Below are 17,650 nucleotides of genomic sequence, written 5' to 3' on the forward strand. Positions count from 1 at the left end.
TACCACAGGCGGGAAATGCTCCCGCCTTATTTTTTGTTCAACGAGATGACAGACACACACTATATTGGTCGCTTCGCCCCCTCTCCTTCCGGCGAGCTTCATTTTGGCTCTCTGATTGCCGCGCTTGGCAGTTATCTACAGGCACGCGCCCGGCAAGGTCGCTGGCTGGTTCGTATTGAAGATATCGATCCACCTCGTGAAGTTCCCGGTGCCGCAGTGACTATCCTGCGCCAGCTGGAACATTACGGTCTGCACTGGGACGGCGATGTTCTCTGGCAATCGCAACGTCATGACGCCTATCGTGAAGCACTCGTCTGGTTACGTGAGCAAGGGCTAAGTTATTACTGCACCTGTACGCGTGCGCGTATTCACAGCATTGGCGGTATTTACGACGGTCATTGCCGTGAATTACATCATGGTTCAGAAAACGCCGCAGTACGCATCCGCCAGCAGCATCCGGTCACGCAGTTTACCGATCAGTTGCGCGGTATTATTCACGCCGACGAAAAACTGGCGCGGGAAGATTTTATTATTCATCGCCGTGATGGTTTGTTCGCCTATAACCTGGCGGTGGTGGTTGACGATCACTTCCAGGGCGTGACAGAAATTGTCCGTGGCGCAGATTTGATCGAACCGACGGTGCGACAAATCTCGCTGTACCAGCTTTTTGACTGGCAAGTGCCAGATTACATTCATTTGCCGCTGGCACTTAACGCACAAGGCGCTAAACTTTCCAAGCAGAATCATGCGCCTGCGTTACCGAAAGGCGATCCGCGCCCGGTGTTAATCGCCGCGCTTCAATTTTTGGGTCAGCAGACAGAAACACACTGGCAGGATTTCAGCGTCGAGCAAATCCTTCAGTCAGCCGTCAAAAACTGGCGGCTTACCGCCGTGCCTGAGTCGGCAATTGTAAATTCAACATTCTCAAATGCGTCATGCTGAGCTATGATTAGCCGCTATTTTTTTGTCCTGAATGATGTTTGACACTACCGAGGTGTACTATTTTTACCCGAGTCGCTAATTTTTGCCGCAAGGTGCTAAGCCGCGAGGAAAGCGAAGCTGAACAGGCTGCCGCCCGTCCCCAGGTAACGGTGATCCCGCGTGAGCAACATGCTATCTCCCGCAAAGATATCAGTGAAAATGCCCTGAAGGTAATGTACAGGCTCAATAAAGCGGGATACGAAGCCTGGCTGGTTGGCGGCGGCGTGCGCGACCTGTTACTTGGCAAAAAGCCGAAAGATTTTGACGTGACCACCAACGCTACGCCTGAGCAGGTGCGTAAACTATTCCGTAACTGCCGCCTGGTGGGTCGCCGTTTCCGTCTTGCTCACGTGATGTTTGGCCCGGAGATTATCGAAGTCGCAACCTTCCGTGGACACCACGAAGGTAACGTCAGCGACCGCACGACCTCCCAACGCGGGCAAAACGGCATGTTGCTACGCGACAACATTTTCGGTTCCATCGAAGAAGACGCCCAACGCCGCGATTTCACTATCAACAGCCTGTATTACAGCGTCGCGGATTTTACTGTTCGCGATTACGTTGGCGGCATGAAGGATCTGAAAGACGGCGTTATCCGTCTGATTGGTAATCCGGAAACGCGCTACCGTGAAGATCCGGTACGGATGCTGCGCGCGGTACGTTTTGCTGCAAAACTGGGGATGCGCATCAGCCCAGAAACCGCAGAACCGATCCCCCGCCTCGCTACCTTATTGAACGATATTCCTCCGGCACGCCTGTTTGAAGAGTCTCTTAAACTGCTACAAGCGGGATACGGTTACGAAACCTATAAACTGCTGTGTGAATATCATCTGTTCCAGCCGCTGTTCCCGACCATTACCCGTTACTTCACGGAAAATGGCGACAGTCCGATGGAGCGCATTATTGAGCAGGTACTGAAGAATACCGACACGCGTATCCATAACGATATGCGTGTGAACCCGGCGTTCTTGTTTGCCGCCATGTTCTGGTATCCGCTGCTGGAGACGGCACAGAAGATCGCTCAGGAGAGTGGCCTGACCTATCACGACGCTTTCGCACTGGCGATGAACGATGTGCTGGACGAAGCCTGCCGTTCACTGGCGATCCCGAAACGTCTTACTACCTTAACGCGCGACATCTGGCAGCTACAGTTGCGTATGTCTCGTCGTCAGGGTAAACGTGCGTGGAAGCTGCTGGAGCATCCTAAGTTCCGTGCGGCTTACGACCTGTTGGCCTTGCGAGCTGAAGTTGAGCGTAACGCTGAACTGCAACGTCTGGTGAAATGGTGGGGTGAGTTCCAGGTTTCCGCGCCGCCGGATCAAAAAGGGATGCTTAACGAACTGGACGAGGAACCGTCAACGCGTCGTCGTACTCGTCGCCCACGCAAACGCGCGCCGCGTCGTGAGGGCACCGCATGACAGTGGCGTATATTGCCATAGGCAGCAATCTGGCCTCTCCACTGGAGCAGGTCAATGCTGCCGTGAAAGCAATCGGTGATATCCCTGAAAGCTGCATTCTTGCCGTTTCTTCGTTTTACCGCACCCCACCGCTGGGGCCGCAGGATCAACCTGATTACCTCAACGCCGCCGTGGCGCTGGAAACCGCACTCGCGCCCGAAGAGTTACTCAATCACACACAGCGTATTGAATTGCAGCAAGGTCGCGTCCGTAAAGCCGAACGCTGGGGGCCGCGCACGCTCGATTTAGACATTATGTTGTTTGGCAATCAGGTGATTAACACCGAGCGCCTGACCGTTCCGCACTACGATATGAAAAATCGTGGATTTATGCTGTGGCCGCTGTTTGAGATTGCGCCGGAATTAATTTTCCCTGATGGAGAGACATTGCAAAGTTTATTAACGAGCAATGCTTCTTGTCCCTTACCACGCTGGTAATCACCCTCCCCTTTCTAATTATTCAAGCTAGTATGCGTAGTGAAATACGCATCAGTAATCTGGTTCTTGCCTCTGATATGCCAGTCATAATCTTTATGGTTAAAATTCCTTTCTTCTTTTAGATAATTAAGATCAAAAAAAAGTGAGATCCCCCCCAAGAAAGGCACAAATGGGCAAAAAAACACATGAAAATTAACGTACATATTAATAATATTAAACTTTATATTAAGATAATCTAATATGTAAATACAGAAAAACTAATGCATACAAAATGACACACTAAAATATATATATAATAAAAATGACACACCACAATCAATCACAAGAAAAATAATAAAATTAAAAAAATCAATGAGTTACCAATCAAGCCACCCTTATAAACACTCTTATACTCACCTAACCGCTTGCTCTAAAATAAATAGCTATTCAAATGATGAATGCAAGGGAAGGTAAATCAATAAATCACCCCAAATCATTCACACCATCAATTTTTATTTTCATCCTTATATTGCTAGTCTCTGCCGCGTTTTTGGAAGACGTAGAATAACAATAAATTAATATTTGTTATTGATTCGTCTCTCTTTTTTTATGGAGAATTTTAATGAACAAAAAGCTACTTGCCATCGTATTAGCAGCATCTTCCCTTTCAGCCGGTTCAGTAATGGCTGGTGTTGACGGTGGGCAGTTGAATATCGGTGGTTTTGTTACCGCTGGTACTTGTGTAACGACAATAAATGGTGGCGGTAAAGACGTTACGGTTATGCTACAGACTGCACAAATTGCTGATGTCCCGGCAATGAGCAAAACTGCTGCAGGTGGGTTCCCGGAAGATATTAATATTAAAGTTGATTGTGCGACAGGTAATGCAACGGCTCAAAACGCAGTCATGAGTTTCAGTTCTATGTACCATAACTCTAACCAGGGTACTTTGAGTAATGACGGCTCAGTTCAGGATCCAGCAGGTAATGTCGATATCGCTCTGCACCATGTAAATAATACTGGAGCACTGAATCTGGTCGAAGTGAATAACCCGAGCAACCAGATCACTGAAGCATTCGACACCACCACTCATGTTGCGAACTTCCATTTAAAAGCATCTTATGTGAAGTCTGATGCTAATGCCACCGTGACCTCTGGTCATGTGAAAACTAACAGCACCTATACCTTAACTTACAATTAATTTTTATTGGAGTTGAATTAATTGTATTAAGAGGCTGTGCTTGCAGCCTCTTATTTATGATTTTGCGTTTTTCAAGGAGAGAAGAGATGCAGATTTATCAAAAAATTATTCCGCTATTACTTGCAAGTACTTTATCTGTTTTCGCATCAGTTGCGCAGGCTGATATTGTCATTAACGGAACACGTGTTATTTATAAAGAAAAAGACAAGAATGTCACTATGCGCCTGGAAAATAAAGGCTCGCGCCCATTACTGGTCCAGTCATGGCTGGATACGGGTGACGATAATGCCGATCCGGCGACCATTAAAGTTCCGTTTAACGCTACCCCCCCGGTTTCACGCATCGACCCGAAACGCGGTCAGACAGTGACAATCACCTATACGAATAGCCAGACGTTACCAAAAGATCGCGAAAGTGTCTTTTGGTTTAATGTGCTGGAAGTACCGCCTAAAGTAAAAGATAAAGAAGCTGAAAATAAAAATCTTCTGCAACTGGCTTTCCGTACGCGCATTAAATTATTTTACCGACCGGAGGGGTTAAGTGGTGATCCGTTTACGGCGCCATCCCAATTAAAATGGCAATGGAGCGGTAATAAAATCAAAGTAACTAACCCTACTCCATACTATGTCTCATTTTCAGCCGTTGATGTTGTATCAGGCACAAAGTCTTATGTTGTAAATACTTCTATGATAGCTCCAAATAGCAATAGCGATTTTAGTGTGCAAGGGCTACAAACATCTATAGGCGGCGCAAAATTACGCTATTCAGCAATTAGTGATTATGGCAGTGAAATTAAAGGTGAAAGCAATCTTTAAACCTGATTTTATTGATGATTTTTTTGCGATGCGAGTATAAAAAAAGATGGCTCATTGTAAATTAACAAGGATCGCTATTATCTTCTCCTGCATTTATGCCCAAAGCACGAATGCAACAGAGACGATTGAGTACGACCCAAGCTTTCTCATGGGCTCTTCCGCCAAAGGAATAGACTTATCGCGCTATTCTGATGGCAACCCGGCAATGCCTGGAAATTATGACGTAAAGGTTTACGTCAATAATATTTCCGCCAGCAGCCTGAACATCGAAATGATTGATGTGGGCAAGAGAAACGCCGAAGCCTGTATTTCGCGAAAAATACTGAGTCAGCTTCATATAAAACAACCTGATCTCCGGGACGGAGAAGCAGTATTACAAAAACGCAATGAAAGCGCAGATGATTGCCTTGATATCGCAAAAGCTATTCCACAGTCACAGGTTTATTTCGATACTAACGATCAAAAACTGGAACTGACAGTTCCGCAAGTCTGGATCATGCGTAATTACCAGGGCTATGTTGATCCTTCACTATGGGAGGATGGTATAAATGCAGCCATGCTCTCCTATCGTATGAATGCCTGGCGCAACACGCAGCATAACGACGAAAACCAGACTTTTTATACCGCCTTCAATACCGGTATTAACCTCGGAAACTGGCATCTGAGAAGCAACGGTAACTACAGTTGGCAGCAGGATATTGGCAGCAATCTGGATTTCCAGAACAGCTATCTTCAGCGTGAACTGCCATTTATTCGCTCACAATTAGTGGTCGGGGAAACCTATACAACCGGGGAAACTTTCGACTCCGTTAGTATAAAAGGGGTACGCCTGTATAGCGACGACCGCATGTTGCCACCGTCAATGACCGGATTTGCGCCTGTTATCCGTGGTGTTGCTAACAGCAACGCTAAGGTTACCGTAACACAGGGCGGCTACAAAATTTATGAAGGCACCGTTCCTCCGGGTGAGTTCGCCATCGACGATATTTCCCCTTCCGGCTACGGCAACGACCTGTTAGTCACTATCGAGGAAGCAGATGGTTCGCGTCGCACTTTCTCTCAACCCTTCTCGTCCGTTATTCAGATGCTGCGCCCTGGCGTGGGTCGCTGGGATATCAGCGGCGGGCAGATTGATCGCGACGATCTTCGCGATGATTACAATCTTCTACAAGGTACATGGTATTACGGCATTAACAACACCTTTACTGGCTACACCGGCATTCAACTCACCGATGCTGACTACCAGGCCTTCCTGTTAGGGGTCGGGGTAAACACGTCAATTGGCGCCGTGTCGTTTGATGTGACGCAATCTCAGGCCAGGATATATGAGGACAAGACCTACACAGGGCAGAGCTACCGTATCTCATGGAACAAAATGTTTAATGAGACCAATACGTCTTTAAATCTTGCCGCTTATCGCTACTCCACCAGCAACTACCTGGGGCTCAATGACGCACTGAATCTACAGGATGATGCCAAACATCTACCCGCCAATGAACAGCAGACGATGAACACTTACCAGCGTCTGCGCAACCAGTTTACGATCAGTCTCAATCAACCTTTGAAATTCAAAGAGATAGATTATGGTTCTTTTTATCTGAACGGTAGCTGGACAGATTACTGGGGCGGAAGCAGCAGCCGGAGCTACTACTCAATGGGCTACAGCAAAGGGACGGATTGGGGCTCCTGGAGTGCTTCCATTCAGCGTACCTGGAATGAAGATGGCGAGCAGGATGATAGTTTCTATCTGAGCGTCAGCCTTCCTATCGAAAAATTGTTTGGTGGTAAACGACGTGAAAGTGGCTTCCAGTACGTTGACGCACGAATGAACACCGACTTTAACGGCAGCCACGCTTTCAGCGCCAGCACCAACGGTGCCAGCGGTGATGGTAAATACAGCTACAGCGTGAGTACTGATTACATCATCAATAAAAACAGTACCGATCTGGCTGATATCGGGGGCTACATAAGTTACGAATCTCCCTGGGGAACGTTGTCTGCTTCCGCAAGTGCAGATACTGACAGTAACCGTCAGATGTCATTAAGCACTGACGGCGGTTTTGTTCTGCATCAGGGAGGGGTTACGTTTTCTGGCGACAGCTTCAGCGACAGCGATACATTGGTTCTGGTAAAAGCCCCTGGCGCTGCAGGCGCACGAATAAACTATGGTAACAATACCATCGATCGCTGGGGATATGGCATCTCCTCATCCGCATCACCTTACAAGGAAAATAACATCAGCCTGGATATTAAAGGGCTGGAAAACGATGTCGAGCTAAAAAGTACCAGTTCCCGCACCGTACCGCGCTACGGTGCTATCACACTGACCAACTTTGAAACTGACCAGGGGCGCTCAGCAATGGTGACCCTACACCGCAATGACGGCCAGCCATTGCCGTTTGCCGCAGATGTCACCGATGAACAAGGTAATGTCCTTGGTTATATCGGCCAGGGTAACCGGGCCTTTATCAGAGGTATAGAAGATAAAGGGGTGTTGCGGGTGAACTGGTTCGATGAGAACAGACAAGCTCAGCATTGCCTTGCTCATTATCAGGTTCCGATGACAGCTACTGAAGAAAGTGGCAACCGGTCCCTGTTGTTGGATAACGTACTGTGTACGGTATCTGTGACTCGCTAAATCCGCAAATTTTGGAAAAGCTATGAGACGGAAAAGTATTCCCTTTGCTTTAGGCGCACTTATGCTAACCGCTCCGGTGTTCGCTGTTGATGTCGATGTAAAGTTCATCGCCACAATCGTACAGCCAACCTGTGATATGTCGGTGATCCCCTATGGCGGTTCAAACATCAGTAATGCAGGAACGAACGCCTATAAGCTAACTATTCCCGATATTCGTCTCGATCAATTGCGTGCTAAAGGTGCCGAGAGCCAGGCAAACTTTACATTGAAGCCTGCTAACTGTAATGGGCTTACAGGACTGAAAACGACAATAAAAGCGGAAAAAACATCTACCGAACAACCCGTGTTAGCCATACCGTCTTCAGCCACTGGCAAGGCCTCAAACATTGGCGTTGCTTTCCGCCGCCAGTCATCATCGGACGATGTCTACTTTGGCTTAAATAATAACACCACCATTGTATGGACGGCCGATGAAATGAGTAAAGGATTAAACTTAAGCGCAGCCATGCGTGAAGTTACGCCAAATACTGGCACGATCGGCCCATTTGATGCCAAAGTCACGTTTAATTTCACCTATGAGTAACGGGGTAATCTAATGAAAAGAGTAAAATTAGCCTGGTGTGTCGCGAGTGTTTTGACCTGCGCTACTCTTGGTATCAACCCGGTGCAAGCGACCGTTGACGCATTAGATTTGACTATTGTTACCAATATCACCGCCGGGACCTGTAAAGTTGAGCTGCAGGACACGGGTAGTGCAAAGATTGACACCGTCAATTTCCAGAACGTCTATATTCCCGAAGTGATCAGCAAAGCAAAGGTGCAAAAATTCCAGTTGGCATTTAGCGGCTGTGATGGTCTGCCACAGAATCAGGCAGTATTTACCCTAAGCCCGGGAAATGGCGCAACTTGTGATGGCAACGGCAATGGGAAAGCATTTGCTAACGCCGCATCGACCAACAAAGCGGAAGCGGTAGCCGTCGAAGTTTGGGACTCTGCGACACCAGACAGTGGTAAGCAAATCGAGTGTAAAGCTAAAAACTCGACCACTGTGAACATGACGAATAATGCCAAAGTGTTTCCGCTTAGCGCACGGTTGGTACGCGACAGTGGCAAAGCAGATACTGACGTCAGAGCCGGTGATTTTAACACCCCTGCGGTGTTTAACATCACTTACCAGTAAATTTTGACGTAGCCAGTGCAAAAGTGATGTTATGAAAAGACATAATTTATTTGCCGCTTTAACGATAAACATAGCCTTGATGTGTTCCGCCGCCTATGCGGAGCTTAATGTTGATTTTAATGCTAAAGTTCTCAGCTCAACTTGCAAAATGGAAATCGACAATAACGGTATCATTAATTTAGCCACTGTAGGGCTGGATTATTTCGCCAACAGCACGACAGCGGAACAATATTATACGGGCGGCAAAAACTTCTCCATTCTGTTATCTGGTTGTTCCGGTACAGCATTAACCGGAACAAAACAGTTGCACTTGGACTTTAAACCCAGAACGGGCTCTTTTGCACCTGGCTCATCGCAGATATTCCCAAACGAGGACATCAACGGAGCCAGTAATATCGGAATAGTCATTTTTTCGGTTAATGACAGTAATAATAAGTTTAATGTCTGGTCTCCTGCAGGAGTTTCCCGGTCTGTATACACTATCGACGCCGATAAAATGAATGACTCACGCTGGAATTTTTATACCAGAATGCAAAAAGTCAATAACGCTGCCAGCGTTGGTAGTGGCAAAGTGACAACCAGCGTACTGGTCGATGCATGGTACGAATAACCAGCGTAAGGAAATGGAAAAATCAGGATGGAACCTATGATTTTAACACAATTAGAAATTCTCAATGAGCAGGTGCAATTGACAAGCACAATTTCGCTATCGCCTGGACGAACGCCTCAGGTTAGCTATGCCAGCTATTCTTTAGTAAGACAATTTATTATGCACTCATACAACAAACATATTTAAAGGAGTGAATATGAAAACAGCTTCACATATTATTTTTTTTAGTATTCTTTTTTTGTTTAGTTCTGTTTGTTACGCAAAAATTGATTTTATTGTGGGTGCCGGCGCGACTCCACCAGACAGAGATGGTCGCGTAAATTTTATGTATCCTGGAAATAATAGTCTGGTGTTTTATCGCCCGAAATCGTTGGGTCCTACTGGGGTACAATTATACTGGGAGGGTCAGGATACAGCTTCTAATGGTGTTCTTTATTGTACAGCACATAAGAGCGCCTCTGGTGGCCCGATGACGATACGAAATGCAATGGTCGACTCCGGACTCTCTTATGGCGGACATAAATTATTCAAAACATCTGTTACCGGACTTTATTACACATTAAAAATTTCAGCTATATGGTCAGCTTATAATACAAGAGCAGATGTTTCTGAAATATATATCGGGGATACAGAAGCGCAAAAATTTCACTTTGTATTCCATGACGCCGATATGGAAAGAAGATGTAAAGACATGGATAATGACTATCCACAATTTTGGGGATTAGGAGGAATATTCCAGACTTTTACCGTTGAATTTTATACAGATGCCACGTTTGCGCCTACAGCAACCCAAAATATCACATTACTGAGCACAAGTGATTATATTTATCGTTTTAAAGCCGAAGACGCCGGCTCAGCGATCCAGGGATACAGCGGACCTATCTATATCAACTTTAATTTAAGTAATGTAAAACTATCGCTTCCTACGTGTTTTTCTTCAGTTGTAACAGGAGATACCGTCCAGAACTCAACTGTCGCATTGGGGAGCTACGAAGTCAGTCAAATTAAAAATGGCGCAACGCCTGTGCCTTTTCAGATAACATTGCAAAACTGTATTCGAGTACAAAATATTGAAACCAAAATGACCTCTGCAAAAATAGGGCAACAGAATAAAAAGTTACTCGCCAATACTCTGCAAGGTAACGGTGCAGCAGAGGGCGTCGGCGTACTTATTGAAGGCTTAAAAAACAGTGTTAATGGAAAAATGGTTCTTGAGCCTAATGTAGGAACGTCTGTTTATAAAGCGTATGAAAGCGAGATTGATTCATCAGGGGGGATTTACCCCGGAAAAGGTCAAGGCACAACACAGCCCCTTGAATTTCAGGCGACATTGAAGCAAGACGGGAATAGTACGATAAAAGCAGGCGATTTCGAAGCCACCGGCAGATTCCAGATTACCTACCCTTGACAAGCCAAACACATCGTCAGGCAACTGACGATGTGACCCACTAAAACGATTGCCCCCCTTAATACGACTGATAGAATGCCAACAGATCTGACATTAGCCATCAGGACACGTTATGAAACCAACTACCATTTCCCTGCTGCAAAAATGTAAACAGGAAAAAAAACGCTTCGCCACCATCACTGCTTACGACTATAGCTTTGCAAAATTGTTTGCCGACGAAGGAATTAACGTCATGCTGGTGGGGGATTCCCTTGGAATGACGGTTCAGGGCCATGACTCCACCCTCCCTGTCACTGTGGAAGATATCGCCTACCACACTGCCGCCGTTCGTCGCGGTGCGCCAAACTGTCTGCTGCTGGCTGACCTGCCATTTATGGCTTATGCCACTCCTGAACAAGCATTTGAAAACGCCGCAACTGTCATGCGCGCGGGTGCGAATATGGTCAAAATCGAAGGCGGTGCCTGGCTGGTAGAAACAGTTCAAATGCTGACCGAACGCGCAGTTCCTGTTTGTGGGCATTTGGGCTTAACGCCACAGTCAGTGAATATTTTCGGTGGTTATAAAGTGCAAGGGCGTGGCGATGCAGGCGACCGTTTACTTAATGACGCCTTAGCCTTAGAAGCCGCTGGGGCACAGTTGCTGGTGCTGGAATGCGTACCGGTTGAGCTGGCAAAACGTATTACCGAGGCGCTGGCGATTCCGGTTATCGGTATTGGCGCGGGGAATGTAACCGACGGACAAATCCTCGTGATGCACGACGCATTCGGCATAACCGGTGGTCACATACCTAAATTCGCCAAAAATTTCCTTGCCGAAGCGGGCGACATCCGCGCTGCTGTACGGCAGTATATGGCTGAAGTGGAGTCCGGCGCTTATCCGGGCGAAGAACACAGTTTCCATTAAGGAGTCACGTTGTGTTAATTATCGAAACTCTGCCGCTGCTGCGTCAGCAAATCCGCCGCCTGCGTATGGAAGGCAAGCGTGTGGCGCTGGTGCCTACCATGGGTAACCTGCACGATGGTCATATGAAGCTGGTCGATGAAGCGAAAGCCCGCGCCGATGTGGTCGTCGTCAGTATTTTCGTTAACCCGATGCAGTTCGATCGCCCGGAAGATCTGGCTCGCTATCCACGCACCTTGCAGGAAGACTGCGAGAAGCTGAATAAACGTAAAGTGGATCTGGTTTTCGCTCCATCAGTAAAAGAGATCTACCCGAACGGTACAGAAACCCACACCTATGTTGATGTTCCCGGTCTTTCCACCATGCTGGAAGGTGCCAGCCGTCCGGGACATTTTCGCGGCGTTTCGACCATCGTTAGCAAGTTGTTCAACCTTGTCCAGCCGGACATTGCCTGCTTCGGTGAAAAAGATTTTCAGCAACTGGCGCTGATCCGCAAAATGGTTGCCGATATGGGCTTTGATATTGAGATTGTCGGTGTGCCGATTATGCGCGCGAAAGACGGTCTGGCGCTCAGTTCCCGTAATGGTTATCTGACAGCAGAACAACGCAAAATTGCGCCAGGCCTGTACAAGGTTTTAAGTTCGATTACCGACAAATTGCAGGCTGGAGAGCGGGATCTCGATGAAATTATTGCCATTGCCGGGCAAGAACTGAATGAAAAAGGTTTCCGCGCCGATGATATTCAGATTCGTGATGCTGACACGTTGCTGGAAGTCACTGAAAACAGTAAACGCGCCGTGATTCTGGTAGCCGCCTGGCTTGGCGACGCTCGCCTGATCGACAATAAAATGGTCGAGCTGGCGTAATATTTAACTGGCGCTACGGCTGATGGCGCCAGTTATTCATTTGCCCACGTCATGGCGATGACGTCTGTATGCGATTATTCATATCGCAGGCAACTTAGTTAATCAGCTTATCAATCTCGGCAAGAGGTAAATTTGCCATCTCTGCAACGTCTTCCCGAGACATTCCTTTACTCAGAAGACGATGGGCCATCTTCTCAATTCCCTGCTGAATCCCCTTCTCAATTCCCTTCTCAATCCCCTTCTCTTCAAACCACTGCGCCAACGTCATCATAGACTCCCCTCCCGATTCCCTGTCTCTCACCACACCGTAAAACAAATCCGCTTGTTCAGTATGACCGCGTTGCAGCATATAGTTTTGCATGGCAACTAACTGACTTCCGCTAGTGTACCCTTCGTCAATCAGCGTGACCAGTTGCTCCAGCAATAACATTAAGTCGCGCTGGCGAATATGTTTTTGCAGCAGTTCGAGGATCGCAATCCGCCGATGTTGCATGATCTCGTCATCCGGCGTGATGGTGATATCCACCAGCGGGAAAGGGTTGTTGTAGACACGTCGCGCCAGTTCCGGTGAGTAAAACATATCAAACCAGCACATTGAGAGCGGGTAAGGCGTGGCCTCGCCCTGATAAAACAGAATCGGCACCACCAGCGGCAGCTTATCGTGGTCAGCCTCCAGATGTCGGTGCATGGCGGCAATAGAGTAGCGCATCATGCGAAAGGCCATTTTTTTGTCCGGCTTGCTTTGATGTTCAATCACGACATACAGATATCCGGGATTACCCAGCATTTGCACAGAATAGAGCACGTCGGTGCTGTGCCCTTTCAGGCTTTCTTCGATGAAACTCCCCGACTCCAGATGCAGCGTGTTGAGATCGCAGATCTCACGCAATTCCTCAGGCAGGTGTATGTCGAGGAAGTCGCGAGCGGTATCCGCATGCATTAAAAATTGTTTAAACACCGCGTCATGCGGCGTGGTACTTGGTGCGTCCATCTTACCTGCCTTCCGTGTTGTCTTGCGTGAAGGCAGTATCCAGTCAAGGCGCGCAGTCGTCAGCCGCCTCTTTATTGTTTACCGAGCTGCGTTCAGAGAAATTTCAATCGGTTACAGGCGTTGCATGGCGGGCTTCGGCGCGGTACGCAAACTGCTGATGCAAATGCCGTCAGATGAGTAGACACTAAACAAAAATCGGGCAATACTGCGTGAGAATTTTCTCAAAGCAGGCTCCGCCTGCTTCGTTAACGACAGGGTAGAAAGGTAGAAGTTATGATTCGCACGATGCTGCAGGGCAAACTCCACCGCGTGAAAGTGACTCATGCGGACCTGCACTATGAAGGTTCTTGCGCCATTGACCAGGATTTTCTTGACGCAGCCGGTATTCTCGAAAACGAAGCCATTGATATCTGGAATGTCACCAACGGCAAGCGTTTCTCCACCTACGCCATCGCGGCAGAGCGCGGTTCGAGAATTATTTCTGTCAACGGCGCGGCGGCTCACTGCGCCAGCGTCGGCGATATTGTGATTATCGCCAGCTTCGTCACTATGCCAGATGCCGAAGCCCGCACCTGGCGCCCCAACGTTGCCTACTTTGAAGGCGACAACGAAATGAAACGTACCGCGAAAGCGATTCCGGTTCAGGTTGCCTGATAATCATCCCTGCGGCTGGTTACTCACCAGCCGCGACATCGTCTCCAGCGAATCCGTTCTTAAGATATAAAGCCGTTTTAGCAACAAGGGATTATCCCCCGGTTTTACTTTACCTTTCATGGTCGTCACCGCCAGATGAAATCCGGCATCATTTGCCGCTTTAACCGCTTTGTCATTAAATCCGCCAAACGGATAAGAAAGATACAATACATGCGGATTAAATTGCGTCAGCGCCCGACGTGAACGTTCAAAATCAAATAAAATATTATGCTCACTGCGGCTAAGTAATATGGGTCGGCGATAACCATCAACCCGATGTAAAAAATGGGTATGTGACTGGAAATCAAAAACATCGCTGACATCATGCAGTTCAGAAATACTCATAAACTGTAACGACTGTGGATTCCATTTTTGTGGATGGCGTTTAATACGCGAGGTAATAATAAATGCCGTCGCCTTCATACCGTATTGTTTCAGAATGGGGTATGCATAACGACTCACCGACTTCAAACCATCATCAAATGTCAACACAACCGCGCGAGCGGGGAGATTCATCGAATTACGCAGATATCCTTCCAGTTGATACAAGGTCAACGTGGTATATCCCCTGTCGCGCAACCAGGTCATCTGGTTATTGAATGCACGTACCGACGTTGTGGTCGACGTATGGCGAAAACGAGTATTCTCTTCATCGCGTAAAATATGATGGTAGGTCAATACAGGAATACCGTTATCCTGCTGCGCATCCAGCGCGCTGATATAGGCCAGTCGTTCGCCAATACGAATTTGATACCAGGTTTGATTCAGGCGATCTTTCAATTTACTGATAATGGGATAACGCAAGTTATCGGCCAGCACGCCAAATGGCGCACTGCCTGCATCGGGCGCGTTATATACCGGCGTATCTTTCCAGGTAATAAGATTTTGGTTGCTCAGTGGTTTATTCAGATCACCCAGACCATCTTCAACTTTTTGCCGCCCTTGTACAGGTTCAAGATGACCTTTATCAATATACCCCGTAGCAAAACCAAAATTGAATTCATAATAATCGGCAGCGGTTGGGATGACCGAAATAATCTGCCCGGCACGAATGTTACCGACGGTTACCGTGTTGTCGCCAATTTTTCCCCAGATAGTCGCATCCTGAGTGGTTTGCATATAACGCGTGGGAAGTGCTGCGCTGACAGCAGATGAAACCAGCAGCACCAGGAAAATTATCTTTTTAATCATGAGGAAACTACCAGGCGAGAAACAACGCAGTTAGTGTAGCAAAATCAGAATGCGATTTAATACTCGAACCAATTGTGCTTGAGGACAAAAGGGGGATTCTTTTGTTGCTGATGCCAGAGGCTACTGACTTCAGGTGCTCCTGATGCCACGATATGCTCTCGAAATGCCGCACTGGACATTGTCTCCCGACAGGGGAGCATCTGCTCAATTAACGGTAACGTCACCCCAGAAATGACTTCACAACGAGAATGCTTGTGGCTTAATAACGACGCAACACGATAAGGTGCAGCGCCTGCTATATCGGTTAAAAAAATCACCCCATCGCCAGAATCAGTTTCATGCAGAGCATCGCACATCATGCGGCTGAGCATATTTGAACTTAACCCGCGCCAGAAATTCACTGCCCGGCACTGGATAAGTGCGCCATGTTTTTTTTCCAGCGCATCCAGTATCTCTTGCGCCCTATCGTCGTGACAGGTAATAACCCAACCTAACATCGCTTTCCTCCTTAGCCGAAAATCAGTCTACCCTGACCAGTATTGATAAAGGGTGATAGCCGTCAAAACTCCCCTCCCCCGTATCCGGAGGAGAGGAGAGCGACTTAGCTACGCAAGCCGCGCCCACGCTGGATCAGCGACCAGCAGATCAGATAAAACGCAATAATAAAAACAACCAGCACGCCAAAAGTCGTGACCAGCGGCACATCATTAATGCCGAGGAAGCCGTAGCGGAATCCACTGATCATATAAACGATTGGGTTCAGATGCGACAGTCCCTGCCAGAACGGCGGCAGCAAAGTCAGGGAGTAAAAGACCCCGCCCAAATACGTGAGTGGCGTTAATACAAAGGTTGGCACCAGGCTGATGTCATCGAACGTTTTGGCAAACACACCGTTCAGCAAACCCGCAAGGGAGAATAGCACCGCCGTGAGCACCAGGGTTAAGGCAACGAATACCCACGAATGCACCTGAAACGGCACAAAGAACAGCGAGATCGCCGTCACCAGAATGCCAACAAACAACCCACGCGCAACACCACCGCCGACATATCCGGCGATAATCACGTGCGTTGGAACCGGAGCTACCAGCAACTCTTCAATATTACGCTGGAACTTGGCACCAAAAAATGATGATGCAACGTTGGCGTAGGCATTGGTGATCACCGACATCATGATCAGCCCCGGCACGATGAACTGCATATAGCTGAAGCCATGCATATCACCAATGCGCGAACCAATCAGGTTGCCGAAGATAATAAAGTAAAGGGTCATGGTGATGACCGGCGGCACCAGCGTCTGCACCCAGATACGCATAAAGCGATGAATTTCTTTCGCCCAGATGCTTTTTAACGCCACCCAGTAAAGATGCATCATGCGCGATCTCCTTGTTTTTCATTAACCAGTGAAACAAACAGCTCTTCCAGACGGTTGGCTTTGTTACGCATACTTAATACCTGAATGCCCTGCTCGCTTAACTGCGTAAACACACTGTTGATCCCCTGCTCGCGCAGCACTTCAACTTCAAGCGTGGCGGTATCGACCAGTCGATACTGATAGCCATCGAGCTTCGGCAACGGGCTTTTCGGTGCGAGATCGAGAATAAAGGTTTCCGATTTCAGCTTCGCCAACAGCGCCTTCATCGAGGTGTTCTCCACCAGTTCACCGTGCTGAATAATGCCGATATTGCGGCACAGCATTTCTGCTTCTTCCAGGTAGTGTGTGGTGAGAATGATGGTGGTGCCTTTGTCGTTTAAATCCTTCAAAAAGCCCCACATTGAGCGGCGAAGTTCGATATCCACGCCTGCGGTCGGTTCATCAAGAATCAGCAATTTAGGTTCATGCATTAACGCACGGGCAATCATTAAACGGCGCTTCATCCCACCAGATAACATACGCGCACGTTCGTTACGCTTTCCCCATAGATCGAGCTGTTTAAGATACTTTTCGCTACGGATGTACGCTTCTTTTCGCTCTACACCGTAGTACCCCGCCTGATTCACCACAATTTGCTGCACGGTTTCAAACGGGTTGAAGTTAAATTCCTGCGGCACCAGCCCCAACTGGCGTTTGGCATTAACGACATCTTTTTCAAGATCGTAACCAAATACGCTGACGCGCCCGGAGGTCTTATTTACCAGCGAGCTGATAATACCGATAGTGGTCGATTTCCCGGCCCCATTCGGCCCCAGAAGCGCATAAAAATCACCCGCCTCGACCTGCAAATCTATTCCACGAAGCGCCTGAACGCCGCCTGGATAGGTTTTTTTAAGCTGTTGAAGTTCCAGTGCAATGGTCATAAATTTT

Annotated in this window: 18 protein-coding genes; 13 read left to right on the forward strand and 5 right to left on the reverse strand. The window is 47.8% G+C overall.

The genetic code is table 11. From position 1 onward, the window contains the following. Positions 1-45: 45 nt before the first annotated feature. The 12 genes from gluQRS (at position 46) to panC (ending at position 12,473) form a co-directional block, all read left to right on the forward strand. Positions 46-942: a tRNA glutamyl-Q(34) synthetase GluQRS gene (gene gluQRS / locus A7Z06_RS04190; protein WP_176252789.1), complete on the forward strand. Its 897-nt coding sequence runs from the start codon at positions 46-48 to the stop codon at positions 940-942. Positions 943-1,001: 59 nt separating this feature from the next. Further along, positions 1,002-2,399, forward strand: a complete 1,398-nt coding sequence (gene pcnB, locus A7Z06_RS04195) for a polynucleotide adenylyltransferase PcnB (RefSeq protein WP_204116109.1) — start codon at positions 1,002-1,004, stop codon at positions 2,397-2,399. Further along, positions 2,396-2,875, forward strand: a complete 480-nt coding sequence (gene folK, locus A7Z06_RS04200; protein ID WP_000215154.1) for a 2-amino-4-hydroxy-6-hydroxymethyldihydropteridine diphosphokinase — start codon at positions 2,396-2,398, stop codon at positions 2,873-2,875. The genes pcnB and folK overlap by 4 nt, the downstream gene beginning before the upstream one ends. A gap of 601 nt (positions 2,876-3,476) precedes the next feature. After that, positions 3,477-4,055, forward strand: coding sequence for a fimbrial protein (locus tag A7Z06_RS04205; RefSeq protein WP_001035567.1), 579 nt, complete (start codon positions 3,477-3,479; stop codon positions 4,053-4,055). Between the two features lie 86 nt (positions 4,056-4,141). Next, positions 4,142-4,870 (forward strand): fimbrial chaperone, encoded by a 729-nt coding sequence (locus A7Z06_RS04210; protein ID WP_001167881.1) that lies wholly within the window; start codon positions 4,142-4,144, stop codon positions 4,868-4,870. Between the two features lie 46 nt (positions 4,871-4,916). Beyond that, complete coding sequence (locus A7Z06_RS04215) at positions 4,917-7,508, forward strand: outer membrane usher protein (RefSeq protein ID WP_000929644.1); 2,592 nt, start codon at positions 4,917-4,919, stop codon at positions 7,506-7,508. Between the two features lie 22 nt (positions 7,509-7,530). Then, positions 7,531-8,091: a fimbrial protein gene (locus A7Z06_RS04220; protein ID WP_024165102.1), complete on the forward strand. Its 561-nt coding sequence runs from the start codon at positions 7,531-7,533 to the stop codon at positions 8,089-8,091. Positions 8,092-8,103: 12 nt separating this feature from the next. Next, complete coding sequence (locus A7Z06_RS04225; protein WP_000832274.1) at positions 8,104-8,688, forward strand: hypothetical protein; 585 nt, start codon at positions 8,104-8,106, stop codon at positions 8,686-8,688. A gap of 31 nt (positions 8,689-8,719) precedes the next feature. Then, positions 8,720-9,298 (forward strand): fimbrial-like protein, encoded by a 579-nt coding sequence (locus A7Z06_RS04230; RefSeq protein WP_024165103.1) that lies wholly within the window; start codon positions 8,720-8,722, stop codon positions 9,296-9,298. A 196-nt stretch (positions 9,299-9,494) separates the two neighbouring features. Then, positions 9,495-10,706 (forward strand): fimbrial-like adhesin, encoded by a 1,212-nt coding sequence (locus A7Z06_RS04235; protein WP_000845022.1) that lies wholly within the window; start codon positions 9,495-9,497, stop codon positions 10,704-10,706. Positions 10,707-10,818: 112 nt separating this feature from the next. Further along, the gene (gene panB / locus A7Z06_RS04240; RefSeq protein WP_000805494.1) at positions 10,819-11,610 is read left to right on the forward strand and encodes a 3-methyl-2-oxobutanoate hydroxymethyltransferase; all 792 of its coding nucleotides are present in this window, start codon (positions 10,819-10,821) and stop codon (positions 11,608-11,610) included. Positions 11,611-11,621: 11 nt separating this feature from the next. After that, entirely contained in the window at positions 11,622-12,473 is an 852-nt protein-coding gene (gene panC, locus A7Z06_RS04245; protein ID WP_000905387.1) for a pantoate--beta-alanine ligase, read from the forward strand. A 94-nt stretch (positions 12,474-12,567) separates the two neighbouring features. Here panC and A7Z06_RS04250 read toward each other — a convergent pair whose 3' ends face one another. Continuing rightward, on the reverse strand, positions 12,568-13,464 hold the full coding sequence (locus A7Z06_RS04250) for an Rpn family recombination-promoting nuclease/putative transposase (protein ID WP_000339894.1): 897 nt from the start codon (positions 13,462-13,464) through the stop codon (positions 12,568-12,570). 273 nt (positions 13,465-13,737) lie between these two features. On the opposite strand from A7Z06_RS04250, the gene panD reads away from it, so the two are divergent. Beyond that, on the forward strand, positions 13,738-14,118 hold the full coding sequence (panD, locus tag A7Z06_RS04265; RefSeq protein WP_000621508.1) for an aspartate 1-decarboxylase: 381 nt from the start codon (positions 13,738-13,740) through the stop codon (positions 14,116-14,118). Between the two features lie 3 nt (positions 14,119-14,121). Here panD and A7Z06_RS04270 read toward each other — a convergent pair whose 3' ends face one another. From A7Z06_RS04270 to A7Z06_RS04285, 4 genes are all read right to left on the reverse strand, one after another. Continuing rightward, positions 14,122-15,348, reverse strand: a complete 1,227-nt coding sequence (locus A7Z06_RS04270) for a polysaccharide deacetylase family protein (protein ID WP_000591807.1) — start codon at positions 15,346-15,348, stop codon at positions 14,122-14,124. Positions 15,349-15,404: 56 nt separating this feature from the next. Continuing rightward, positions 15,405-15,845: a PTS sugar transporter subunit IIA gene (locus A7Z06_RS04275; RefSeq protein WP_000901973.1), complete on the reverse strand. Its 441-nt coding sequence runs from the start codon at positions 15,843-15,845 to the stop codon at positions 15,405-15,407. A 104-nt stretch (positions 15,846-15,949) separates the two neighbouring features. Beyond that, on the reverse strand, positions 15,950-16,720 hold the full coding sequence (locus A7Z06_RS04280) for an ABC transporter permease (protein ID WP_000972201.1): 771 nt from the start codon (positions 16,718-16,720) through the stop codon (positions 15,950-15,952). Next, entirely contained in the window at positions 16,717-17,643 is a 927-nt protein-coding gene (locus A7Z06_RS04285; RefSeq protein WP_000150637.1) for an ABC transporter ATP-binding protein, read from the reverse strand. The genes A7Z06_RS04280 and A7Z06_RS04285 overlap by 4 nt, the downstream gene beginning before the upstream one ends. Between the last annotated feature and the right edge of the window lie 7 nt (positions 17,644-17,650).

Source organism: Escherichia sp. MOD1-EC6819 (assembly GCF_002965765.1).
Classification (GTDB): Bacteria; Pseudomonadota; Gammaproteobacteria; order Enterobacterales; family Enterobacteriaceae; genus Escherichia; species Escherichia ruysiae.